Origin of the sequence: Mucilaginibacter agri, assembly GCF_009928685.1 — a bacterium.
GTDB lineage: Bacteria > Bacteroidota > Bacteroidia > Sphingobacteriales > Sphingobacteriaceae > Mucilaginibacter > Mucilaginibacter agri.
This window is the reverse complement of the sequence record NZ_WWEO01000045.1, coordinates 1,075,442-1,097,133: the sequence shown is the minus strand read 5'-3', so window position 1 is coordinate 1,097,133 and position 21,692 is coordinate 1,075,442. Positions and strand designations below refer to the sequence as shown.

General features: G+C 42.4%; 17 protein-coding genes. 14 read left to right on the top strand and 3 right to left on the bottom strand.

Going from position 1 to position 21,692, the window contains the following annotated elements:
• The first annotated feature begins 263 nt into the window (after positions 1–263).
• Together GSY63_RS24465 and GSY63_RS24460 are read left to right on the top strand one after the other, a co-directional pair.
• A complete protein-coding gene (locus tag GSY63_RS24465; RefSeq protein ID WP_166588469.1) occupies positions 264–524 on the top strand; it encodes a hypothetical protein in 261 nt (86 codons plus the stop codon).
• A gap of 185 nt (positions 525–709) precedes the next feature.
• Positions 710–1,405 (top strand): DUF4386 domain-containing protein, encoded by a 696-nt coding sequence (locus tag GSY63_RS24460; RefSeq protein WP_166588468.1) that lies wholly within the window; start codon positions 710–712, stop codon positions 1,403–1,405.
• Between the two features lie 423 nt (positions 1,406–1,828).
• Here the strand turns inward: GSY63_RS24460 and GSY63_RS24455 are convergent, their stop codons facing one another.
• From GSY63_RS24455 to GSY63_RS24905, 3 genes are read right to left on the bottom strand one after another with little or no spacing between them, the layout of a single operon-like run.
• On the bottom strand, positions 1,829–2,437 hold the full coding sequence (locus GSY63_RS24455) for a hypothetical protein (RefSeq protein ID WP_166588467.1): 609 nt from the start codon (positions 2,435–2,437) through the stop codon (positions 1,829–1,831).
• Complete coding sequence (locus GSY63_RS24910; RefSeq protein WP_317168608.1) at positions 2,427–2,678, bottom strand: RNA polymerase sigma factor; 252 nt, start codon at positions 2,676–2,678, stop codon at positions 2,427–2,429. The genes GSY63_RS24455 and GSY63_RS24910 overlap by 11 nt, the downstream gene beginning before the upstream one ends.
• Before the next feature lie 41 nt (positions 2,679–2,719).
• Positions 2,720–2,896, bottom strand: coding sequence for an RNA polymerase sigma factor (locus tag GSY63_RS24905; RefSeq protein WP_243749312.1), 177 nt, complete (start codon positions 2,894–2,896; stop codon positions 2,720–2,722).
• Positions 2,897–4,373: 1,477 nt separating this feature from the next.
• Here GSY63_RS24905 and GSY63_RS24445 point away from each other — a divergent pair.
• The 12 genes from GSY63_RS24445 to GSY63_RS24390 all read left to right on the top strand — a co-directional run bounded on the left by GSY63_RS24445 (position 4,374) and on the right by GSY63_RS24390 (position 21,675).
• Positions 4,374–5,951, top strand: coding sequence for a M81 family metallopeptidase (locus GSY63_RS24445; RefSeq protein WP_166588466.1), 1,578 nt, complete (start codon positions 4,374–4,376; stop codon positions 5,949–5,951).
• 249 nt (positions 5,952–6,200) lie between these two features.
• Positions 6,201–7,223 (top strand): GntR family transcriptional regulator, encoded by a 1,023-nt coding sequence (locus GSY63_RS24440; protein WP_166588465.1) that lies wholly within the window; start codon positions 6,201–6,203, stop codon positions 7,221–7,223.
• Positions 7,224–7,229: 6 nt separating this feature from the next.
• Complete coding sequence (locus tag GSY63_RS24435; RefSeq protein WP_166588464.1) at positions 7,230–7,796, top strand: glucose-6-phosphate isomerase family protein; 567 nt, start codon at positions 7,230–7,232, stop codon at positions 7,794–7,796.
• Positions 7,797–7,902: 106 nt separating this feature from the next.
• Positions 7,903–9,657 carry a class I mannose-6-phosphate isomerase gene (locus GSY63_RS24430; RefSeq protein ID WP_166588463.1) on the top strand — a complete coding sequence of 585 codons (1,755 nt, stop codon included), beginning with the start codon at positions 7,903–7,905 and terminating at the stop codon, positions 9,655–9,657.
• Between the two features lie 23 nt (positions 9,658–9,680).
• Positions 9,681–10,061 (top strand): phosphomannose isomerase type II C-terminal cupin domain, encoded by a 381-nt coding sequence (locus GSY63_RS24425; protein WP_166588462.1) that lies wholly within the window; start codon positions 9,681–9,683, stop codon positions 10,059–10,061.
• A 13-nt stretch (positions 10,062–10,074) separates the two neighbouring features.
• Positions 10,075–11,457: a sugar porter family MFS transporter gene (locus GSY63_RS24420; protein ID WP_166588461.1), complete on the top strand. Its 1,383-nt coding sequence runs from the start codon at positions 10,075–10,077 to the stop codon at positions 11,455–11,457.
• A 47-nt stretch (positions 11,458–11,504) separates the two neighbouring features.
• Positions 11,505–14,093 (top strand): hypothetical protein, encoded by a 2,589-nt coding sequence (locus GSY63_RS24415; RefSeq protein ID WP_166588460.1) that lies wholly within the window; start codon positions 11,505–11,507, stop codon positions 14,091–14,093.
• Positions 14,094–14,097: 4 nt separating this feature from the next.
• Positions 14,098–15,123: a N(4)-(beta-N-acetylglucosaminyl)-L-asparaginase gene (locus tag GSY63_RS24410; protein ID WP_166588459.1), complete on the top strand. Its 1,026-nt coding sequence runs from the start codon at positions 14,098–14,100 to the stop codon at positions 15,121–15,123.
• 21 nt (positions 15,124–15,144) lie between these two features.
• The gene (locus GSY63_RS24405; protein ID WP_166588458.1) at positions 15,145–15,870 is read left to right on the top strand and encodes a copper homeostasis protein CutC; all 726 of its coding nucleotides are present in this window, start codon (positions 15,145–15,147) and stop codon (positions 15,868–15,870) included.
• Complete coding sequence (locus tag GSY63_RS24400; RefSeq protein ID WP_166588457.1) at positions 15,867–16,745, top strand: hypothetical protein; 879 nt, start codon at positions 15,867–15,869, stop codon at positions 16,743–16,745. Before GSY63_RS24405 ends, GSY63_RS24400 begins: the two co-directional genes overlap by 4 nt.
• Before the next feature lie 289 nt (positions 16,746–17,034).
• The gene (locus GSY63_RS24395) at positions 17,035–20,016 is read left to right on the top strand and encodes a SusC/RagA family TonB-linked outer membrane protein (RefSeq protein WP_166588456.1); all 2,982 of its coding nucleotides are present in this window, start codon (positions 17,035–17,037) and stop codon (positions 20,014–20,016) included.
• A gap of 27 nt (positions 20,017–20,043) precedes the next feature.
• Positions 20,044–21,675, top strand: a complete 1,632-nt coding sequence (locus GSY63_RS24390; protein WP_166588455.1) for a RagB/SusD family nutrient uptake outer membrane protein — start codon at positions 20,044–20,046, stop codon at positions 21,673–21,675.
• The last annotated feature ends 17 nt before the right edge of the window (positions 21,676–21,692 follow it).

Sequence of the window (21,692 nt, the reverse complement as noted above, 5' to 3'; positions counted from 1 at the left end):
TTTTAAGATCACATTGCTTTTCTCATTACAGAAAAACACTTTGTGTGAATGTGGGGTAAAGTAGCCGGAGCACTGTCCGGAGATTTTTGCACGCTTTAAACATATCCTTGCCGGTAGCAACGGTAAGGACAGTTTAGAACAATTCAGCAATTGGCTGATGATTTGAAACCAGTAGTTTCAGGTGGCTGTAAGTCTTCCTGATGCAGGAGGGAAATTAGAAAGACACCGGATATTTAAGGTTATATTTAGCTCAAAAACAAGTGATGGGAAGTGTTAAAGATGATCGGCGCTATATGGCAAGAATGACCAGCTTGGTCACGGATCCTGACTTTTTGACCATCACCCGAAAATACTGCACCTATTTGGATACAAACAATATCAGCGAAGTCTTCGAATTGTTTGATGTCGTGCCATCTTTACCTGGAGCGGCAAGTTGCGGAAAACTCATTTGGACATCAACTACGCCGGTTCCGCCTGATCTTAAAATGCAAATTATTAATATTTACTGCAGGCACTTTTTATAAGCGTAAATTAATTGCGAAAGCAAATGAACGAAAACGCCATCAGGATCGGTAAGCCTGAATGGACCTTATGCTCGCAACATCCAGTATAAAGTGATAAGGCAAAGAATACCTTCCAGACAATCGTCCCGAATTCGTAATGTTCTGTAACAATTAACGTTAGCGTTGCTCAAATAGGAAAAATCAACGTGGAAACCATTAAAAGAACAGCAAGGACTGCAGGCCTTTTCTATCTTGTTATTGTGTTCGGCGGGATATTCTATTTACGTTATGTTCCTGTTATACTTATCAACCGGGATAATATGGCGCTAACCGTTCGGAATCTGCGCGCCCATATTACGCTTTTTCGCTTCGCTATTGTTGCCGAGATCGTATCCAATTTGTTCTATTTATTGCTGGTCTTAACGTTTTATAAACTTTTTCAGCAGGTTAGTAAAAGGGTTGCCTTGGTTATGGTGTTACTCGTAGGAATTAGCATTGTTATGGACTTTGTCAATCTTCAAAACCGGTTGGCTATTCTTTCTTTAATTGATGGCGGGACGCAACTCAGAACGTTTAGTCCAGCCGTAATGCAAGATCAAATATTAGTTTACATCAATATATATCGAAACGGGATAAGGGCAACCGAGATATTCTGGGGCGGGTGGTTATTTCCTCTGGGGTATTTGATTTATCGATCCAAAATTATCCCTAAAATTATAGGTATATTTTTGATGGTTGGTTGTTTTGGGTATGTTACTGATTTTATTGGAAGTTTCTTTTTTTTGCACTATAGCGATTTAGGTATCACCAACTATGTTATCATGCCCGCAAGTATTGGTGAACTCTCCATTTGCTTTTGGCTGCTGATTATGGGTGCAAGGACTAACCCGCGTCAGCAATAACCGGCAAACAATATTTTTCATTTTTAATGCTTCAACAACCATATCAAAACCGAGCACATTGCGTACCAAGAGCGGCCGTTTTTTTCGCTGATATAGCCATGTGAAATCCCCTTTTTGAAATCCCGTCCACGCATTGCCGCTATTCATTAAATTTTTTTTGACCTATTTTACAGTACCCCTTAAGATTAATTTGCAGACGGACTTCCGGATGTTTCATCCTCCCGCAAACTGTATTAGAAATATAACGTCAAATAGCACTTTAAATCGCCGTCATTTTAAATCAAAATTACGCTGGATCAGGCCTTCAGCCATTGTAATTCTTACGTTTCCAGCAATATGTGCTACAGATTGAGCACCGACGACAGGAAGATTAATGGCAAATAATAAAAATAAACAAAACGATCTCAACATGAAATTAGAATATTATGCGTTATGGATATCATCGTCAACTAGCTGTCCGTTCAAAGACTCCAGTTTTTCAATGGTATCACCTAGTTGCCTGATTGTTTTTAACTCACGGCGCTTGGCAAATACCCACGCAATAGCTAAAAACCCTGAAGGAACCAGGTAAAGGAGTGCCGCATTGATTGCAATGAAAGACTTAGCACCTTGAAGTAGATACAACCATAAACCAACCGTGAGCAAACAAAAATAAACATCTATCATCACTTTATGCATAAATTCATTCTTACGCTGGATACGGATTAACTGATTTATATATTCTTGACTGCTGCTACCAATTTCCCTTTTAAACAGCATGGGCAATAGCCGGTTGTTGGTAATAAGATAGGCTACAACCCCAATAATCATTAATGCTAAACCGATATTGGTAGTATACTCCCGGTTATGGATACTCAAGCCAGCCTTCAGCATAACGACAATGCTTGCTGTTAACCCTATGATTTGAACCATCATTTTGAAACGGAAAGCTTTTCGAACTTTCGCGGCCTTTTGTATTAAATTAGCGGTGTCAGTTTTTTTATTTGATGCTCGCTTACTCCATAGTGTTTTAAAATCTGGTTCAGTGCTCATGGTTTTTGAATTTTTTTGATAATCGTTCTTTGATACGGTGAATTTTTACCCTGATATTGGTTTCGTTAAGTCCTATAATCTTCGCTATCTCAGCTTGCTTTACATTTTCAAGCTCAAGGGATATAATCAATCGGTCGATCTCGGGGAGCTCGGCGATACATTGATATAAAAGTTGCACTTCGAGTTCAATGTTTGTGTCGCTGGTTTCTTTCATCTCCTCGGGAAATTCTGCGCGTGGCATACGATTTTTCAGTTCTATTTGTCGCAGGCAATTATTGGTGGCTATACGGAATATCCATGTACGACCGCAGCCTCGCCTCTAAACTTTGGCAATTGGTTCCAAATGGCAACAAAAGTGTCCTGCGCAATATCTTTCGCCCAATCGTGATCGTTAACGTAACCCATGGATATCCGAAATACTTTGTCCCAATAATTTTTATAGATTTCGTCAAACGTCATTTCGCTTGTTAGATAACCATCCTTGAGAAATGCTACACCTGTCCAAAAAAAAATTGATAAAGCGTGGTCATCTATATCGTAGTTACAATAAATCCGTAACCACAATCGTCTTTACCACTTTATGGGCAAAAAAAATGCTAATTGTAGCCATAATTAGGAGAAGTCGACGATGAGGTATTTGGCCTCGGGCCGTTTTGTCCTGAGCCAGGACCCGGACCCGGACCGCAAATCTAAAATGCGTTCAGCTTCAAGTCATCAAGAAAATAATTCGAGATTTGCCCATTAAGGGTTAGTTAACATCAAGTATTAACGTGTTTTATTCTATTTTTATAAATTTCTTAAGATTGAATTCTGGTTTATGAACTCGACGTGTTTTTTTGTGATTTTCGAATTAAGTAAAACGAGGATCAACAAATCCTGAAATGATTTTGCCGTCATTATGTAATTGAACCTCCAGCCAGCTACCTCTAATGTCACCTACACGTCCCGAGACCTCTATATCTGTGTCTTTGGTGATCGCTAGTAAAATTCTGCCATCCGGATAAGATTCTCTTAAAGTGATGCTCTCTCAAATTTTGCATCTGCTAACTGAGCTACATAGTGAACTCAATTTTGTGTAATCTGATTGTACCTTAGTTTGGCGAAAAAATCAGTAGTTGGGCATTGAACTTTCGGTGCAAAAGAAATTCGAACCTTAAAAGTGAATTCTTTTATGAGTTCTTATTCATTATCAGTATCTTAGCAATCGAAATGACACTAAAGTGAGTTTACACGAAAGTATTGCGACATTCGTTGCGGCACGTTTTTGAGTTGATTATAATGAATTGATTGTCAATGCGATACAGGGGCGGGTTCGAATCCCTCCCTCACCGCTGAAAACAATATAAAAGTTTGTCAAAGCCCTCTAAATCAATGATTTAGAGGGCTTTTTGTTTTTACAGCTTTTCTGAAACACTCCTATATGTCCAAAATAGAAGGGGTAATTTGAGGAATACCTGTTTCGAATTTTACTACTTTCTACTCTCTAAAAGTTTCATAAATAATTAATAATTAAGATGTTCGATTATGGAACATCTTGATTGGTAAGTGCTATGAGTTGAGTTTTGTAAACTCTTAATACAGCATTTTTCAATAAGGCTCTTACAGTTAGCAAAAAATATAGCCCGAAGCCTGTAGCTATTACCATTTACCCGGGTCTTTGAAGGTGTTCCCTTTGGCAAAAACTGGTTTTACCTCTTCTTGCCCCAAATTTTGTCTCCTCTCATTCGGAGATTGTTTTTGCAGTACTCATTTCGTTCGTCAAAATATCGGTCGATCCCACCTTGATCAATTTTTATAATCTACTCGATGTATAAGGCGGTTTTAAGTAGGGGCGTTAATAATGATTTCGATTGGCCAGTTTAAATTTTTCTTTTTTTTTGGACAATTCAAATTTTTATCTGATAATTGTCATATATACCAGTATATACCAGTATATATGAAAAAATTAAAGAAATCATTTTTTTCAATTTTGGGTTTTCTGTTTTTCTTCTCTGCAGTATGTGCTGCTAGCGGGAGAAATCGTCCGTATACTCATCAATTTCATATTCTTATAGCTGGCATTGCAATTGAATCAAGTACCTTTTCGCCGGCCAAAACCGACGAGAAAGCGTTTCATGCAAAATATGGTGTTGATGGTTTCAGTTCCTATCCATTTCTTAGTATTGACTCTCCTTTACGCAGTCGGGCCATTTGGATACCCACCGTTGTGGCGCGCTCCTTGCCGGGAGGTGTTGTAACCCGCAATGCCTATGAATCATTGGTTCGCAAAACGTTAGACTCTCTAAAAATGCATTTGCCTTGCGATGGCATCTACCTGGATATACATGGAGCTATGAGTGTAGAGGGGATGGACGATCCTGAGGGAGATTATTTAGAGCGTATACGGAAGCTGGTTGGAGCTAAGCCAATCATTTCAACTTCTATGGATCTTCATGGAAATGTATCCTGGCGTTTAGCTAAGTATACGGATCTGATAACCTGTTATCGTAAGGCACCGCACGAAGACGCGCTCGACACCAAGAAAAGGGCGATGACTGAATTAGTTGAACGGTTGGAAAGTGGTAAGGGTAAACCGGCTTATAAGGCTTATGTAAATATTCCCATCCTGCTTCCGGGAGAAAAAACGAGTACGAGATTAGAACCGGCTAAAAGTTTGTATGCTGCCGTTGGCCCCGCAGCAAGCCAGCCGGGTATTGTAGACGCATCAATTTGGGTTGGTTATGCCTGGGCTGATGAACCTCGTAATCATGCGGTGGCTATGGCCGTTGGAGATGATAAACAAAGAACCATTAATACGGCTACAAAACTGGCGCAGAAATTTTGGGATGCAAGGAGTAGCTTTTCGTTTGTGGCGCCCACAGGCACGCTCGACGAATGCCTCACGCAAGCCTTGGTAAGTAACAAGCGCCCATTTTTTATCAGCGATTGTGGTGATAATCCAACTGCGGGCGCTGCCGGTGACGTAACGTGGACTTTAAAACAACTGCTATCCCGCAAAGAACTCGCTGAACCAAACGGTCCATCCTTAATCTACGCATCTATCCCCGGTGATGAACTGGCCGAGCAGGCATTTAGGGTAGGAAAGGGAGGCCTTGTTAAAGGTTATGCAGGCGCGATAGTTGACCATCGTTTCGCGGGGCCAGTTTTGATCGAAGGGAAGGTACTCGCTGTGGTAAAAGGAGACCCGCAAGCCGAGATAGAAGCGGTTATTCAGACTGGATCAATGAAGATCATTGTTACCAAGATTCGTAAATCTTATCGTACCGACGAAGATTTTAAACGGCTGGGACTCGATATGAAAGCCGCTGACATTGTTGTAGTAAAGCTGGGCTATCTCGACCCCGATTTATATAAGGCACAAGCTGCATGGATGATGGCTTTAACTCCGGGAGGTGCCGACCAGGACCTGGAACACATGACGTTCACCCGAATTAACCGACCCATGTTTCCGTTTAACAGAGACATGGCCCAGCCAGATCTTAGCGCGAAATTAGTTCCGGTGTCTGATAAATAGATAAATAGTTATTAAAAAAATAAAGATAATATGATAATAAACGCCATAAACGATACATAAGCACACACGCGGAGATTTCTCAGTGTCACATTTATAGATAATCAGTAATTTTAAATTAATGATTAATAGCCACTTGGCAAGATATATACTTGGTGTGAGTTGTACACAAAATTTATTTAAAAGTATACCAGTATATACCTGTTTATGGCAAATAAGTTTATTTTTGCAACCTAATATTTATCGTAAAAAATGAAAACCGACGTTGATGAAATCATCCAGATAGATGCTTCGCTTGCTATCCCTATTTATAAACAAATTGTTCAGTCTATATATCGCAGTATCGATAGCGGAACTTTAACAAAAGATGATTTGTTGCCATCTGTTAATAAGGTATCTGAGAAGTTCTCGCTTGCCCGTGGTTCGGTCTTTAGTGCTTATAACGATCTGAGGGCTGCCGGTATAATAGATTCTATCCCTGGTAAGGGGTATTTTGTTTCGAGTACGGAAACCAAGCAAAACAAAAGGATATTCTTGCTTTTCAGCACGTTTACACCTTATAAAGAAACGTTGTATAATGCATTAATAAACAGTTTGCCCAAAACCTGCTCCGTTGATATCTATTTTCATCATCACAGCGCAAAAATGTTCGATTCGTTAATAAGCGGTCAGGCAGGATACTATAACACATTTATCATTATGCCCGAAGTAGGAGCGGCAGCAAATCAGACGCTCGCCCTGCTCGATCCGCGCCAGACATTTTTACTTGACGTTGGCTTTAAAGAATACCACGATAGCTATGCCGGTGTGTATCAAAACTTTGAAGATGATATCTTTTCGATATTAATGCAATCAAAAGAAATGGTTGCCAAATATGAGCGGTTATTTCTGGTATTTCCAGAGGGTTTGCGCACAAAAGATATCATCGCAGGGTTTAATAAGTTTTCAAAAAGCGCGGGGGTAGATACAACTACCGAAGTGTTGAATACCATAAACATTGACAACATTAAAAAAGGTGATGCATTTATAGTAATAGATGATAACCACTTAGTTGATGTAATCAAAATAGCAAAAGAAAACAAGTGGAAGTTGGGTAAGGATATTGGAGTGCTTTCTTACAACGAAACAGCTTTAAAGAGTGTAATTGGTGATGGCATATCAACCGTGACAACAGATTTTGCCGCAATGGGCAGATCTATGGCTAAGATGATATTAAGCGGCAAAAAAGAAGTGTTGGAAAACCCATTTGTACTGATTGACCGAAATTCGTTTTAATAAACTATGAACAACATAACCAAACCAAACCTAATTTTTAAAGATGACCTGTTAACGGGCGAAAACATTGATCGTTTGACCAGAAAACTGAAAGACCTGGGCGATATTTTTAATGATAAAGCCGCTTTTGCCCAAATGGATGGAGAAACCGTGGTCTATGACGTAGAATCGTCATTCCCGGTTGCGCACGGCACAGAAGGTGGATTATTTTACGGTATCACCTACATTCATCCGGGAAAGGTGGGGCAGGAGTATTTTATGACTAAGGGCCATTTTCACGAGATCCGCAATCGCGGCGAATATTATTGTACGTTGGAAGGCGAGGGGATGTTGTTGCTCATGGATGAGAATGGAAATACAAGGGCCGAGAAAATGATACCCGGTAGTATTCATTATATCCCTGGTAACACAGCGCACCGCACGGCAAATGTTGGTGAACAAATATTGTCATTCAGCGCATTTTGGCCCTCGGATGCCGGCCACGATTACGGAACTATATCAGAAAAGGGTTTTTCAGAAATATTAATAGAGCAAGAAGGGCAGCCGGTGCTGGTGCCCAATATAAAACAGTAGCTTAATTATTTTTATAATAATAACCTAAAGCTGCCAGAAGGTAGTAATTTTTAAACAGTTAATAATCAATAATTTAATACAAGATAAAACTTGTAACAGGATATTTATGGCCCATTTTTTTTCTAATTACGATAAGTTGCCTGCTATAGCGGTGGGGCATGCCCAGGATGCCTGGACAGGTTGGGAGGATATTGCCAAAACCATTGGCACACATGGCGGTCCGGATAAAAGTAAGGTTGTGGCTCTCGAATGTTATACAGGTTTGTACGATGAGGAGATTATAACAGAGCTTGAATCGCGGCTCGGCGTCACATTTTTTCGCACTACTGATTACATGCGTTCCGAGAGCGAGATAGACAGATTGGTGTTTCCCGATGTTACAGACGACGAAATATTTGGGTACATAACAAGGCTCACGCTTTTAGATTTTTTCGATCCGGAAAAACTATCTGCTTTTCAGTATAAATTAAACGGAGCCGAAGGTGCTATGTACATTTATGGGCCTGGTGCAACGCTTATTGCCCCCAATGCCGACCTGCTTGTGTATTTTGATATGCCACGATGGGAAGGGCAACTGCGGCAGCGCAGAAACGAAGTTGACAATCTTGGCGTAAACAACAGCAGCCTTAAAGCATCGTTGCAGTATAAGCGCGCCTTTTTTGTAGACTGGCGTGTATGTGACAAGCATAAAAGAACGCTAATGCACCATTGGGATTATGTGGTTGACACCACTCAAGCCAATAACCCTAAGATGGTGAGTGGTAAAGCGCTTAACAACGCTTTAGAACAGGTTGTTAGCCGACCTTTCCGGGTGGTTCCATTTTTTGATCCCGGCCCTTGGGGTGGGCAATGGATGAAGAAATATTGTGATCTCGACCCATCTCAGATCAATTATGCATGGTGTTTTGACTGCGTACCCGAAGAGAATAGTATGTTGCTTCAGTTTGGCGATGTTTTGTTTGAGACACCTGCTATTAATCTGGTATTTACCCAGTCAAAAAAACTGCTTGGTCGGGCTGTTGAAGCCCGTTTTGGGGGCGAGTTCCCCATCCGGTTTGATTTTCTAGATACTATTGAAGGTGGAAATCTCAGTTTGCAGGTTCACCCGACTAATGAGTATATCCACGAGCATTTTGGTATGGCCTATACGCAAGATGAAAGCTATTATATGCTGGATACCGAACCTGATGCCTGCGTTTATTTAGGGCTCAACAATAATGTTGACTCTGAAGAAATGATTAAAGCGTTAAAAGATGCCAATAAAGGAGATGGCGGCTTCGATGCTGAAAAGTATGTAGGCAAATATCCGGTTAAGAAACACGACCATGTTTTGATACCCGCCGGGACCATACATTGCTCTGGCAAAAACAGCATGGTACTTGAGATAAGCGCAACACCCTACATCTTTACATTTAAATTATGGGACTGGGGACGCATGGGCCTCGATGGAAAACCCCGGCCGATCAACATCGGGCACGGCAAAAAAGTAATCAACTGGGACGTTACCCCCGAAGTTGTCGAACGAGAATTAATTAACGCAATAAAGCCAATAAGCCAAGGCGAGGGTTGGCGCGAAGAGCGGACAGGCCTGCATGAAACAGAATTTATCGAAACACGTCGTCATTGGTTTACCGGCAAAGTTCATCACCACACCAATGGAAGTGTGAACGTGCTGAATCTGGTTGAAGGACGGGAGGTAATTGTGGAAAGCCCCAACAATACTTTCGAACCCTACATTGTGCACTACGCCGAAACCTTTATCGTGCCCGAACATGTAGGCGAGTACACCATTCGGCCTTATGGAGAAAGCGAGGAGAAAGAATGCGCCACTCTAAAGGCGTTTGTAAGATTTAATGCATAAGTAACGCGAAAAAACAAAATATTATGAGTAAATATACAACCAAACCTATTCCTGCCACCAAGCCCGATGTGGCGTTTGTAACCCGCCCCTGGGGTACTTTCAAACAGTATGCTAATAATACAGATTGCACGGTGAGCCTCATGAGCGTGTTGCCGGGGCAGCGCCTTAGTTTGCAATCGCATACAGGCAGGGCCGAGTTGTGGATAGTTATTGACGACGGAGCCATGGTACAAGTAGGAGATCATATTGCCGAATATAAAGCCGGCGATGAGATTTGGATACCTGCCAATGAGAAACACCGACTGTCTTGCAAAGGTGATACACCTGTGCGCGTGCTAGAGGTTGCCTTTGGTAATTGGCAACAGGAGGATATACAGCGCTACGACGACGATTATAAACGCTAACAAAAACTAAATTATGAGTTCAATTCCGCAAGCCCGTAGGGTAAACTACATCTGTATCGCCGCAGCCCTCGGCGGACTACTTTTTGGGTTTGATACTGCTGTTATTTCCGGAGCAGAAAGCTTCCTGAAAACGCAATTTCAATTAAGTACTACAATGGAGGGCTGGCTGGTAAGCTGTGGCTTGCTGGGTTGTATCATTGGCGTATTTGCCACAGGTGCTATAAGCGATCGAATCGGTCGTAAGAAAACTATTTTGATTGCTGCCGTTGTGTTCCTGGCATCTGGCATAGGTTGCGCTTTTGCGCCTTCTTTAAATGTGTTGATCGTATCGCGGTTATTGGGTGGTGTAGGCGTTGGTATGGCGTCCGTTATATCACCTATGTATATCGCCGAGTTTGCGCCTGCTGCAAAAAGGGGCCAAATGGTTGCTTATTATCAAATGGCCATTACTGTGGGTATACTGCTCGCTTATTTAAGTAATGCCCTGGTGCTGCAGGTGGCCAAACAGGATACCGGTTCTGGCGCTTTCCACTGGCTTTTCAGCACAGAGGCATGGCGTGCCATGTTTTTAATTATGTGTGTTCCATCGTTATGTTTTTTATTGGCCTTATGGACGGTGCCCGAGAGCCCGCGCTGGTTAGTATCGGTGAATAAATCCCACGAAGCAGCACGTATTCTCAATTTTATCAGAACGCCTGAAGAGGCTGATAAAGAATTAAGCGACATCAGCAAAGCCAAAAAGCGTTCATCGAGTACATCATTGTTTCCGATAGAAAAAGCGTTGCGCGTCCCTCTATTGATAGGCGTTGTGTTGGCAGTACTTCAGCAGTTTTCGGGTATAAATGCCATCATTTATTACGGACCGCGAATTTTCGAAACGGTAGGTATACCGAGCAGCAATGCATTACTTTTTCAGGTCATTATCGGAGCCATCAACGTAATCTTCACACTGGTTGCTATTAGCTATGCCGATAAATACGGTCGTAAATCATTGTTGAAATATGGGCTTACAGGTATAGTATTATCCTTGATTTCGTGCGGACTGCTATTTTATACAGGCAACACACAAGGGTATTTATTACTAGTATTAATACTGGTTTACATTGCCTGTTTTGCATTTTCGGTAGGGCCGGTTACATGGATCATTATCAACGAAATATTCCCTACCAATGTTCGTGTAAAGGCTGTTTCACTTTGTACGCTGGCGCTTTGGGGCGCAGTTTGGATGGTGGGGCAGTTCTTTCCATGGCTTTTAGACAAAGCCGGCGCCGCCATAACGTTTTGGGCCTTTGCCGCATTCAGCCTTATTAATTTCATTTTTAGTCTAACCGTCGTTAAAGAAACCAATGGTAAAACATTGGAAGAAATGGACGAGGTTTATATAGCCCCTCATTGATCAGCATAACTTAAATCCAAATTTTAAACCATTAAACCAAGTAAATTATGTTAAGATCTGTAACAGCCAAAGCAGTAATAGCCGCTACTTTCGTGTTCGGTAGTCTTAAAGGTTTCTCGCAAGAGGGGCCGATGAAAATTAATCACCAGTATAGCCCGCCGTGGTGGCAAACACTGGTTTGCTTACCTGACGATCCGGTAAAAACATTGGTTGGCCGTGAAGGGCAGATCTTTGGCGATTACGGTTATAAAGGGCCGAGACATTTTTCTTTCTCTATCTTAAATGATAGTAAAACGCCTGCTACGTGGAAAAGCCAGAATCTGATTACAGCCCTGTCGCCAATTACGCGTACTGTTAAAGATGCTAATGGTGTGCAGGTTGAAGAAGAAACTTTTTTAGAGATCCCTGCCGAGCAGCCGTTGAACAGTATCGTACGTTACGATAGCCGCTGGAGCCTTAAAGGCTGGTCGAAACCAACCGTTAAAGCCGATCCGGCATTTAACGATGTAGCACAAGGACTAAAAGGCCTTTCTGGCGAGGGTTTGGTAGAGTTTCATGTCCGCGTCAAACCCGGAGAATCTTTTAAAGCTGCGCTCGGTTTTTGTGAGGGCGAAAAGGATTCCGTTGGTGTACGCACCATGCGTATTAATGTAGAAGGGTCGGAGCAAAAAGATATTGACCCGGTTAAGGATTTCGGTTTCAGAAAACCTGGTGTTTATTTCTTCGAGGCGAAGGACACCAATAACGATGGTATACTCACAATTGTGGTTACCAATAAACCGGGGGCATTAAACCGGAACTCATTCATCAACGGCATATGGCTCTTTAAAGGCCAAATGCCATCTGCCGAAAGTATTGTATCGGGTAGCGCAAGCAAATCCGCTGTGTTGTATGCAAAATGTGCAACTGTGCCAATGCCCGAGCGCAGGTATCATATCCTGGTGAAGTTAAAGAATACCACGGCAGGTAATGCTACCTTTAATCCTGTTTTGCGTTGCAAAGGTGTTGAGGAAATTAAACAGCAAGGTGGTTTTGTAAAGGTTGGTGATGAAACGGTGTTATCTTCCTCTCAAAACATCAGTAGTGTTAAAGAAGATTCGGTAAACAAATATACCGTAGCGCTTGCGCCGTTAACACTAAAAACCGGTGAACAAAAAAGTTATACAGTAACAGTAAGCCGGTTCTTCGGACCCGAAAAGGCAATAGCAGCAAGTGTACCGGTTTCGCAAAAGCAGTTGGCAACTGCCGCAGCCTGGTGGAAAAAGAATTGTCCATCTGCAACCGCCATTTCTGTGCCTGATAACGGCATACAGGACATGGTAGAATCGTGTTTGAGAAATATATTCCAGGCCAGAGATATCCGTAAGGGCAATAAGTCCTTTCATGTTGGGCCTACAGAATATCGCGGACTGTGGTTGGCCGATGGCAGTTATCTGCTTGAAGTGGCCACCATGCTTAACTACACTAAAGATGTACGCAGTTGTATAGATTACCTAACGCATTACCAATTGCCTGCTGGTGGTTTCGAGATGATCAATACTTTCCATAAAGAAAACGGATTGGTGCTGTTTATGCTTACACGCCACGCCATGCTTACACAGGATAAAACATGGCTGCGTAATAATTGGGGCGTTATAGAAGGCTGTATCAAACGGATCAATTACCTGCGAGATCTCGCTATGAAAGACCCTTCAAAACCATATTACACTTTATTGCCCGATGGTAACGTAGATGGCGGTATCCAACATGGTAATGATTACTCTAACACAGAATATTGTTTAGCTGGTATGAAGTGGGCGATATGGGCAGCTAAATGGTTAGGGAAAACCGATGACGCTACTAAATGGCAGGCCGAGTATGATGATTTTTACGGTAAGTTTATGGCTAAGGCCCGCAAGGATCTTCGCAAAGATGATAAAGGCAATACCTATTTGCCGGTACTGATTAACAATGAGCAGGACCAGGCGCCTCAAAAAGGTCAGTGGGCTTTTTGCCAGTCAGTTTATCCGGGTACCATGTTTGATGATGATGCCGAAGCTAAAAAGATGGCGGAAGGTACGGTTAGCATGTTGTATGACCATAGGGTAGAGGGTTTAACTGTTAATACCGGCTGGATGGAGCAGGGTTTATGGACTTACTTCAGTTCTTTCTTAGGCCACGACCTATTATGGTTTAACCGGGGTAAAGAAGTACCACAGTTGTTATATGACTGGGGTAATCACTCATCGCCAACGATGGTTTGGCGCGAAGAACAAAAACCTCAGGGTAAAGGTAACCAGGAAGTTGGCGATATGCCGCATAACTGGGCAAGCGCCGAATACATCAGATTGGTTGTTCACATGATTGAACTTGACCGTGGCAAAGATTTGCACCTTTTTGAAGGTTTGCCGAAAAAATGGGTTGCAGCAGGTGCCGCTACTAAATTAAAAGGTATTCGCACACCCTATGGTCCAATCGATTTATCGCTTGTTGTTAATGCGAATGGCAGCGCGGCTAAACTCGACCTGAAATTTGCAGAGGCCAATAATCTGCCGGAAAACGTGGTGATCAACAAAAATACCTGGACTAAAGATGGTGGCGAGCAAACTGTTAAGGGAGCTCAGACTATCAGTATGAATATTCCTATTAACCGTTAACAATATGCAATCACGCAGAAAGTTTATAGGTGCAACTTTATTGGGATCTGCAGCAATACTGACCAATAAGGTTGCCCTTGGTTTGCCACAGCAAGCCGAAGCCGTAAAGGGGAGCCCTATAGTGCTTTCAACATGGGATTTCGGCAAAACGGCCAACGTTGGGGCGTGGGATGTGTTAAGCAAAGGCGGCCGTGCGCTCGATGCTGTAGAAGCAGGTGTTAAAATACCCGAATCAGATCCCAACAACCAAACCATTGGCTATGGTGGCTTGCCGGACCGGGATGGTTTTGTTACCCTTGACGCTTGCATCATGGATGAAAACTACAATTGCGGCTCTGTTATGTGCCTCGAGGATATTGAGCACCCCATTTCTGTTGCGCGTTTAGTGATGGAGAAAACCCCGCACATTATTTTGGTAGGGGAGGGCGCTCTGCAGTTTGCCTTGGCCAATGGTTTTAAGAGAAAAAATCTGCTTACCGATAAAAGTAAAAAGGATTGGCAGGAGTGGCTCAAAACATCGAAATACAATCCGGAGATAAATGTAGAAAACCGTTTATACGATAAAAAAACAGATCCCATGCCTGGCGGCCCCAAAAATCATGATACCATTGGTATGGTGGCTATGGATGCAAATGGTAACCTGGGCGGGGCTTGTACAACCAGCGGATTAGCTTACAAAATGCATGGTCGGGTTGGAGATTCGCCGGTGATTGGGGCGGGATTGTATGTCGACAACGAAGTTGGTGCAGCAAGCGCCTCGGGTGTTGGCGAAGAAGTGATCAGGATTGTAGGCTCTCATTTGGTAGTGGAGTTAATGCGCCAGGGGTTAAAACCTGAGGACGCCTGTAAAAAAGCGGTAGAACGGATTGTGCAACGCGGCCCAGAGCGTGCCAAAAAGATTCAGGTAGCGTTTGTTGCCCTAAATAAGCAAGGCGAAGTCGGCGGATACAGCCTTCAGCCCGGGTTTTCTTACTCAGTAAGAAGCAACCAGGTTGACCAGGTTGTGCCTGCTAAAAGCTATTTTTCTTAATTTAACCATAAATGTTATACTATGTCTGAAAGAATTCTGGAAGTATGTGCTTTTAATATCCAATCGTGCCTGGTGGCCGAGCGGGGCGGAGCTGTAAGGGTTGAACTTTGTGACAATCCTATTGAAGGCGGCACCACCCCAAGTTATGGCACTATTAAGCATGTGCGCGAAAAAATAGGCATCGATTTGTATCCTATTATCAGGCCCCGTTCTGGTAATTATTATTACAGCGAAGATGAATATGCCATCATCAAAAAAGATATTGAGATTTGCAAAGAACTAGGTTGTAATGGAATTTCCGTAGGCACACAAACCATAAACGCCGAAATAGATACCGAATGGCTTAAGCGCATAGTAGAATGGGCCGGCCCAATGGGTGTTACCTGCAACCGTGCTTTTGATGGCACCCCCGATCCTTATCAGGCGCTGGAGGATATTATTAATTGCGGATGCGAGCGAGTGCTAACATCTGGTCAGAAAAGTGCTGCGCCGGATGCCGGCGAAGTGTTGGGAAAGCTTGTAGCACAAGCGGCAGGCAGGATTATTATTATGCCGGGTGCTGGTGTAAATTCATCAAACTTAAAACAGTTGATTGCCGAAAGTGGAGCGACTCAGTTCCATGCCTCTGCCAGGGCGCAGGCCGAAAACCCACTTCGATATATCAATCTGGCGATATCAGATTACGGCCATGTGTACATTTCCAGAGAAGAGGAAGTAAGGGCAATGGTAGCTATTTTAAATTCATGAAACTAAAAATGTACCGGATTATCCTGCCTGTAATTGCTTTAATAGTAGTTGGGGCAGGATTTTTCAATTATACCGTAGTCTACAAGACAATAGTTAAAGCGTCGGTATTTAACTTATCTCCACAACTGTCTGATATTAATCAATGGCATAAATGGAATAAAACATTTTTTGGTTCTGAAAACCGCCAAATAACCATAAAGGTTAATAATCCGGCATCATTTACGATTCTGCAAAAAGACAACCGCGATGCAGCTGCTGAGCATATCGCCATCATGCCATTAGTTGATACCGCTTCACAAGTGCAATGGATTGTGCAACAAAGTGGCTTCAGATGGTTGATTACTAAGATAAGCGATGATGATATGATTGAGCGACAGCTTGCCGATCTGAAAAATTTTGTTGAAAGCCCCAACGCTATTTACGGCTTCCCCATTCAAATTGTGAAAGTTACGGATCGCGTTTTGTGTACAACGCAAAAACTTGTAACGAAAGATAGTATGCTTGCGCAAGTGCCGGGCATGTTGAAAGATATAAAAGCCTTTTTAAGCCGTAATTCGATATCTGTTGACAAAGACTATTATTACCTTTCCTTTTTCCCGGTCGGCAATAAGATAGAGCTAACCGTAGCATTGCCGGTAACTCAGGAAGTACAAAACGGACATGGATTTAAATTCTTAAAGTTCCCCGCAGATGGTCGTTTACTTGTAGGGGCCTATAAAGGCAATTATGCAGATCTGCATCAACTATATTCGGCTATGGATAGGTATATGGCAGATTATCATCTAACCAAGGTAGCTCAAGTATTAGAGGCTTATTCTCTTGCGTGGGATTTAAAAAAGGATCAGAACATCCGGGTTATTTACCCTATATACTGATATTATTATTGTTATAAAATAATAGTTAAATAATAACTAATAATTAAGCCAGCTCATAGCTGGCTTTTTGTTTTATATCCCAACGCTTTCAGTGATTTAGGTGCGTTGTCTCCCTGTTTTCTTCGTTTCTTTTCTGTTGATTTTTAGCCGGAAAAATATTTCATAAAAAAACGTCTTCAATGTTTGGAATATTAAAAATTAAATTATTATAATTGTGAACCGGTACATACTGGTTCACAAAAAATAAGCACTTTTCTAAAGCTAATTATTTAACCTTAAAACCATTTTTATGAACAACGAGAAGTTTCTAAAAACGGCCTGTTTACTTTTCGCTTTTGTACTTCAGTCTGCAATGGCTTTTAGTCAAAATTTGACAATATCAGGTACCGTTACCGATGAGCGGGGCGTGTCTTTACCAGGAGTCACTGTGGCGCCGGTAGGAGGCACGGGGGGCGTTGCAACTAAACCAGATGGTAAATACACCATCACCGTTGCAGCCTCGGTAAAAGCTCTTCGATTCTCTTTCCTTGGCTTCGCTCCAAAAGAAGTTCCATTAACGGGAGGTAAAACACTAAATGTAACCCTTATCTCGAGTAGTACCACACTAAATGATGTGGTTGTTGTGGGTTACGGCTCGGTACGGAAAAAAGATTTAACCGGTGCCGTAGCAAACGTTACTGCAAAAGATTTTAATCCAGGCGTTATCAGCAACCCTTTGCAGCAAATTCAGGGAAAGGTGCCCGGCTTATCAATAACGCAGCCCGGTGGCGATCCAAACGCTAACTTGATTGTGCGCCTGCGCGGACAAACATCGCTAAGCGGTGGACAGACTCCGCTTATTGTGGTAGATGGTATCCCGTTAGATAACCCGAATCAAATCTCAAACATCCCTGCTTCGGACATCGAATCTTATGATGTTTTGAAAGATGTTTCGGCAACCGCCATATATGGTTCACGTGGTGCAAACGGCGTTATCATTATCAACACTAAAAAAGGCGCAGCAGGCCGTACAAGGGTTGAGTATAACGGTTATGCGGCTATAGATAAATTACGTGGGGACTATAACCTGCTTAGTGCCGATGAATGGCGTTCTGCGGTACAGCAGATTCCTAATATCGATCAGCAAACAATTAGTGCTTTAGATAAAGGCGCTAACACTGACTGGCTCAAAGCAATTACCCGTACCGCTTTTACCAATAGCAATAATCTTGGTGTTTCGGGTGGAACAGAGACCTTTAATTACCGTGCTTCATTAAACTACATGAACCAACAAGGCATTGTGATTAATACTAATAAAGAGCAATTAGGATTAAGATTTAGTGCCGAGCAGAAAGCGCTTAACAATAAACTTAATATCCAAACCACGTTATCCTATAGTCAGAACAAACGCAAGCTGGCCGATTATAACATATTTGAATATGTAAATACTACGCCGCCAACTTTTCCGGTTACAAACCCCGATGGTAGCTATTATGGTTATTTCGACTATCACGAGCAAAACCCTGTAGCGCAGCAAATGTTGCAAACCAATACGTCAAACGATTATCTGACCCAATTATATGCAAAGGTCGACTATAAATTACTAAGCTTCTTAACATTGGGGACTACAGGTTCGATATCACACCTCAATACCCAAACCGGCTTTTTTCAGCCTGTGCTGCCCGGTGTAGGCAATAAAAATAATGCCAGCCAGGGGAATGCCAATGTCGACTCTAAAAAAGGTGATGTGCATTTAAATTTTTTGAAAGACTTTAACAAGCATCATCTAAGCGGTACGCTGGTGTATGAATTTAACGACTTTGTTAACAGTAATTTTAACGCTTCTGGTCAGGAGTATCTGGTTGAGGATTTAGGCGACAACAACCTTGGTGCAGGTAACTCGGCTAAGAATGTGATCAGCTCGTATAAAGAAGAGTTTATCATTGAATCATACCTTGCAAGGGCGCAGTATAACTATAACTCTACTTACTACTTAACTGCCAGTTTCAGACGAGATGGGTCTAATAAGTTTGGTGCAAATAACAGATGGGGGAGCTTCCCTTCGGTATCGGCTGCCTGGCGTATTAAAAACGAAAGCTTCCTGAAAAATGTAACCTGGTTGGATGATTTAAAAATCAATGCAGGCTATGGTGTGGTGGGTAACCAGGATGCCATTAATCCTTATAACACTTTGTTATTGCTGGGCAGCGGTGGTCGTTTCTACACCCCAGGCAACCCCACAAACCAATATCCTGATTCTTACACGCCGATACAGAACGCCAACGCAGATTTGCAATGGGAACGCAGAATTGGTCGTAATATAGGTTTTAACTTCTCGATGTTTAATAGTCGCTTTACCGGTAACATCAACGCCTTTAACGATAAAACTAAAGACCTCTTGTTTAACTATACCGTACCAGTGCCGCCTTATGTATACAATAGTATCCTGGCTAACGTGGGCGATTTAAAGAACAAAGGTCTGGAAATCCAATTGTCGGGCGACGTAATTAAAGGCAAAGATTTTTCCTGGAGCCCATCCGGACAGATTACGTTTACTAAAACAACCATTACCAGCTTATCTGGCTCCTATAATGGCACCGATATTTCTACTGACATGGTGCCAATCGGTGTAGCGCAGGGCCGTGGTTATCAAAATAACTATCTTACCTACTTAAAGGTTGGTCAGTCGCCTTATGTATTCTACCTGCCTAAATTTGCCGGAGTTGCCTCAGCAATTTCGCCAACATCCAACAGCAACCAACTTTATTATGATGCTGCTGGCAATACCACACCGGATATCAGCAAAGCTAAATACGATTACATTGACCCAACACCTAAATTTACTTATGGTATAAGCAATACTTTCAACTATAAACAATTAAGCCTTAACTTCTTTTTACGCGGGGTTTACGGCCAAAAGCTATTCAATAACTACGACAACATCGTTAGCAACTACAGCAGGCTGCCGGGGAATAACGTAACTCATAATGCCCTTACCAATGGCATCCGGGGTTCGCAAACCACCTCCGATTACTGGCTTCAAAATGCTTCGTACCTTAAATTGGATAACGTAACCCTTGCTTACAATTTCAGACAAATTAAAGGCCTCGACAATCTGCGTGTATATGTTACCGGATCAAACCTGTTAACCTTCACACCATATAAAGGCATAGACCCCGAGGTGGTGAACGGTGATTCGGCTCAATCTTACATCGATGCCAATATGTATGGCTATGGGTATTACCCCAAAAGCCGAACGTTTATTTTAGGAGCAAGCGTAGCGTTTAAATGATTAATGTAAACCAAAAATTATAAGAAAATGAGACATTCATACAAATATATAAAGCTGGGTATTGCATTAACCCTGCTGGTAAGTGCAGCAGGCTGTAAAAAGCTCGAGCCGGAAGTATATAGCCGGGTTGCAAATGAAAACTTTTGGCAAACACCCGATCAGATAGCGGCAGGTATTGCCCCTGCATATTCGCAGTTGAGAAACATTCCCGATGGTAACTTTCACGATCTGCAGGAAGAGTCGTCAGACGAGTTAGTAGTACCTGCCAGGGGAAACGACTGGTTAGCTGCAGGCCAGCATATACAGCTATTTACACATACCTGGAATTCGCAGACACAGCAAGTACAGGATGCCTGGAACGACTTGTATTCGGGAGTAACCAAAATCAACTTTATTTTAAGCATCGTAAATAATTTAAATCCGGCACCGGCTACCTTGCCCGCCATTAATGCCGAGCTTAAAACCCTAAGGGCTTTATATTATTACTGGTTGATGGACCTTTATGGCAACGTGCCACTGGTTACAGATTTCAATACCAATCCGAACGGTGTGAAAAACAGCACGCGCAAACAGGTTTACGATTTTATTGAAAGCGAGATCAAAGCCAATATGGGGCAGTTGTCTACCGACAGAAGCCTTACTAATTATGGCCGTATTAACAAGTATGTTGCAGATTGCATACTGGCCAAGCTGTATCTTAACTCTGTGCAGTATGTAGGCACGGCGCGTTATGCAGATTGTATTAAAGTTTGCGATACCGTGATTACAGCGGGTTATAGTTTAGAAAGTAACTACTTCGATAACTTTGCCATCGAGAATCAAAGTTCAAAGGAGAATATTTTTGTTGTACCTTTTGATAACGTTAATATCGGAGGAAATAACTGGGCTGCCCAGACCCTACATTACCAAAATGATAAGAACTACCAAATATCTGGTGGTGGTTGGAATGGTTACTGTACTAACGCCGAATTCTACAGCCATTTTGATACCACATCTACTTACTCTGTAAGGGGCAAAAATACTTACCGCACCTATAATGATGCGCGTGCCGGGCAATGGATCATTGGGCAACAATATGCCGAGATAGCAACCTACCCGCCTAATACAGGTGTATTGAGCAACAGTACCGATGCGACGCTTAAAATAAAAGATGCGCAAACGGGTTTAGACCTATCTTTTTACTCTGACATTACGGAGATCAGTAACCCGGCTGCAAGTTTTCGCCTGGCAGGTTTAAGAAACGTAAAATACTGGCCTAATCCGGGTATACAAGTAAGCCAGAATAACGATATGGTGATTTTTCGTTTGGCGGATGTGTTGTTAATGCGAGCCGAGGCTTCCGTACGTAATGGATCTCAATCGAATGTTGATCTGGGTTATGTAAACCAGATCCGCATGCGAGCTTATGGCGGTGTTCAGAAATATGCTTGGACCATGAGCGATCTTACATTGAACAATTTATTCCTGGAGCGCGGACGCGAATTGGCCTGGGAAAATGTAAGGCGCCAGGATTGTATCCGCTTCGGAAATTTTGCCAGTGCCAGAAAGCCACAAAAAATGCAGGATGCTGATAATCATTGGGAAATTTACCCGATACCACAAAATCAGCATATTGCCAATCCAAATCTTACACAAAATCCGGGGTATGCAGGTTTTTAATATTGTTTAAGTTTAGT

Bases quoted from the DNA above. Each gene is read 5' to 3' on its own strand.
- GSY63_RS24465 (WP_166588469.1), top strand. From the start codon at position 264: ATGGGAAGTGTTAAAGATGATCGGCGCTATATGGCAAGAATGACCAGC.
- GSY63_RS24455 (WP_166588467.1), bottom strand. From the start codon at position 2,437: ATGAGCACTGAACCAGATTTTAAAACACTATGGAGTAAGCGAGCATCA.
- GSY63_RS24910 (WP_317168608.1), bottom strand. From the start codon at position 2,678: ATGCCACGCGCAGAATTTCCCGAGGAGATGAAAGAAACCAGCGACACA.
- GSY63_RS24905 (WP_243749312.1), bottom strand. From the start codon at position 2,896: ATGACGTTTGACGAAATCTATAAAAATTATTGGGACAAAGTATTTCGG.
- GSY63_RS24445 (WP_166588466.1), top strand. From the start codon at position 4,374: ATGAAAAAATTAAAGAAATCATTTTTTTCAATTTTGGGTTTTCTGTTT.
- GSY63_RS24440 (WP_166588465.1), top strand. From the start codon at position 6,201: ATGAAAACCGACGTTGATGAAATCATCCAGATAGATGCTTCGCTTGCT.
- GSY63_RS24435 (WP_166588464.1), top strand. From the start codon at position 7,230: ATGAACAACATAACCAAACCAAACCTAATTTTTAAAGATGACCTGTTA.
- GSY63_RS24430 (WP_166588463.1), top strand. From the start codon at position 7,903: ATGGCCCATTTTTTTTCTAATTACGATAAGTTGCCTGCTATAGCGGTG.
- GSY63_RS24425 (WP_166588462.1), top strand. From the start codon at position 9,681: ATGAGTAAATATACAACCAAACCTATTCCTGCCACCAAGCCCGATGTG.
- GSY63_RS24420 (WP_166588461.1), top strand. From the start codon at position 10,075: ATGAGTTCAATTCCGCAAGCCCGTAGGGTAAACTACATCTGTATCGCC.
- GSY63_RS24415 (WP_166588460.1), top strand. From the start codon at position 11,505: ATGTTAAGATCTGTAACAGCCAAAGCAGTAATAGCCGCTACTTTCGTG.
- GSY63_RS24410 (WP_166588459.1), top strand. From the start codon at position 14,098: ATGCAATCACGCAGAAAGTTTATAGGTGCAACTTTATTGGGATCTGCA.
- GSY63_RS24405 (WP_166588458.1), top strand. From the start codon at position 15,145: ATGTCTGAAAGAATTCTGGAAGTATGTGCTTTTAATATCCAATCGTGC.
- GSY63_RS24400 (WP_166588457.1), top strand. From the start codon at position 15,867: ATGAAACTAAAAATGTACCGGATTATCCTGCCTGTAATTGCTTTAATA.
- GSY63_RS24395 (WP_166588456.1), top strand. From the start codon at position 17,035: ATGAACAACGAGAAGTTTCTAAAAACGGCCTGTTTACTTTTCGCTTTT.
- GSY63_RS24390 (WP_166588455.1), top strand. From the start codon at position 20,044: ATGAGACATTCATACAAATATATAAAGCTGGGTATTGCATTAACCCTG.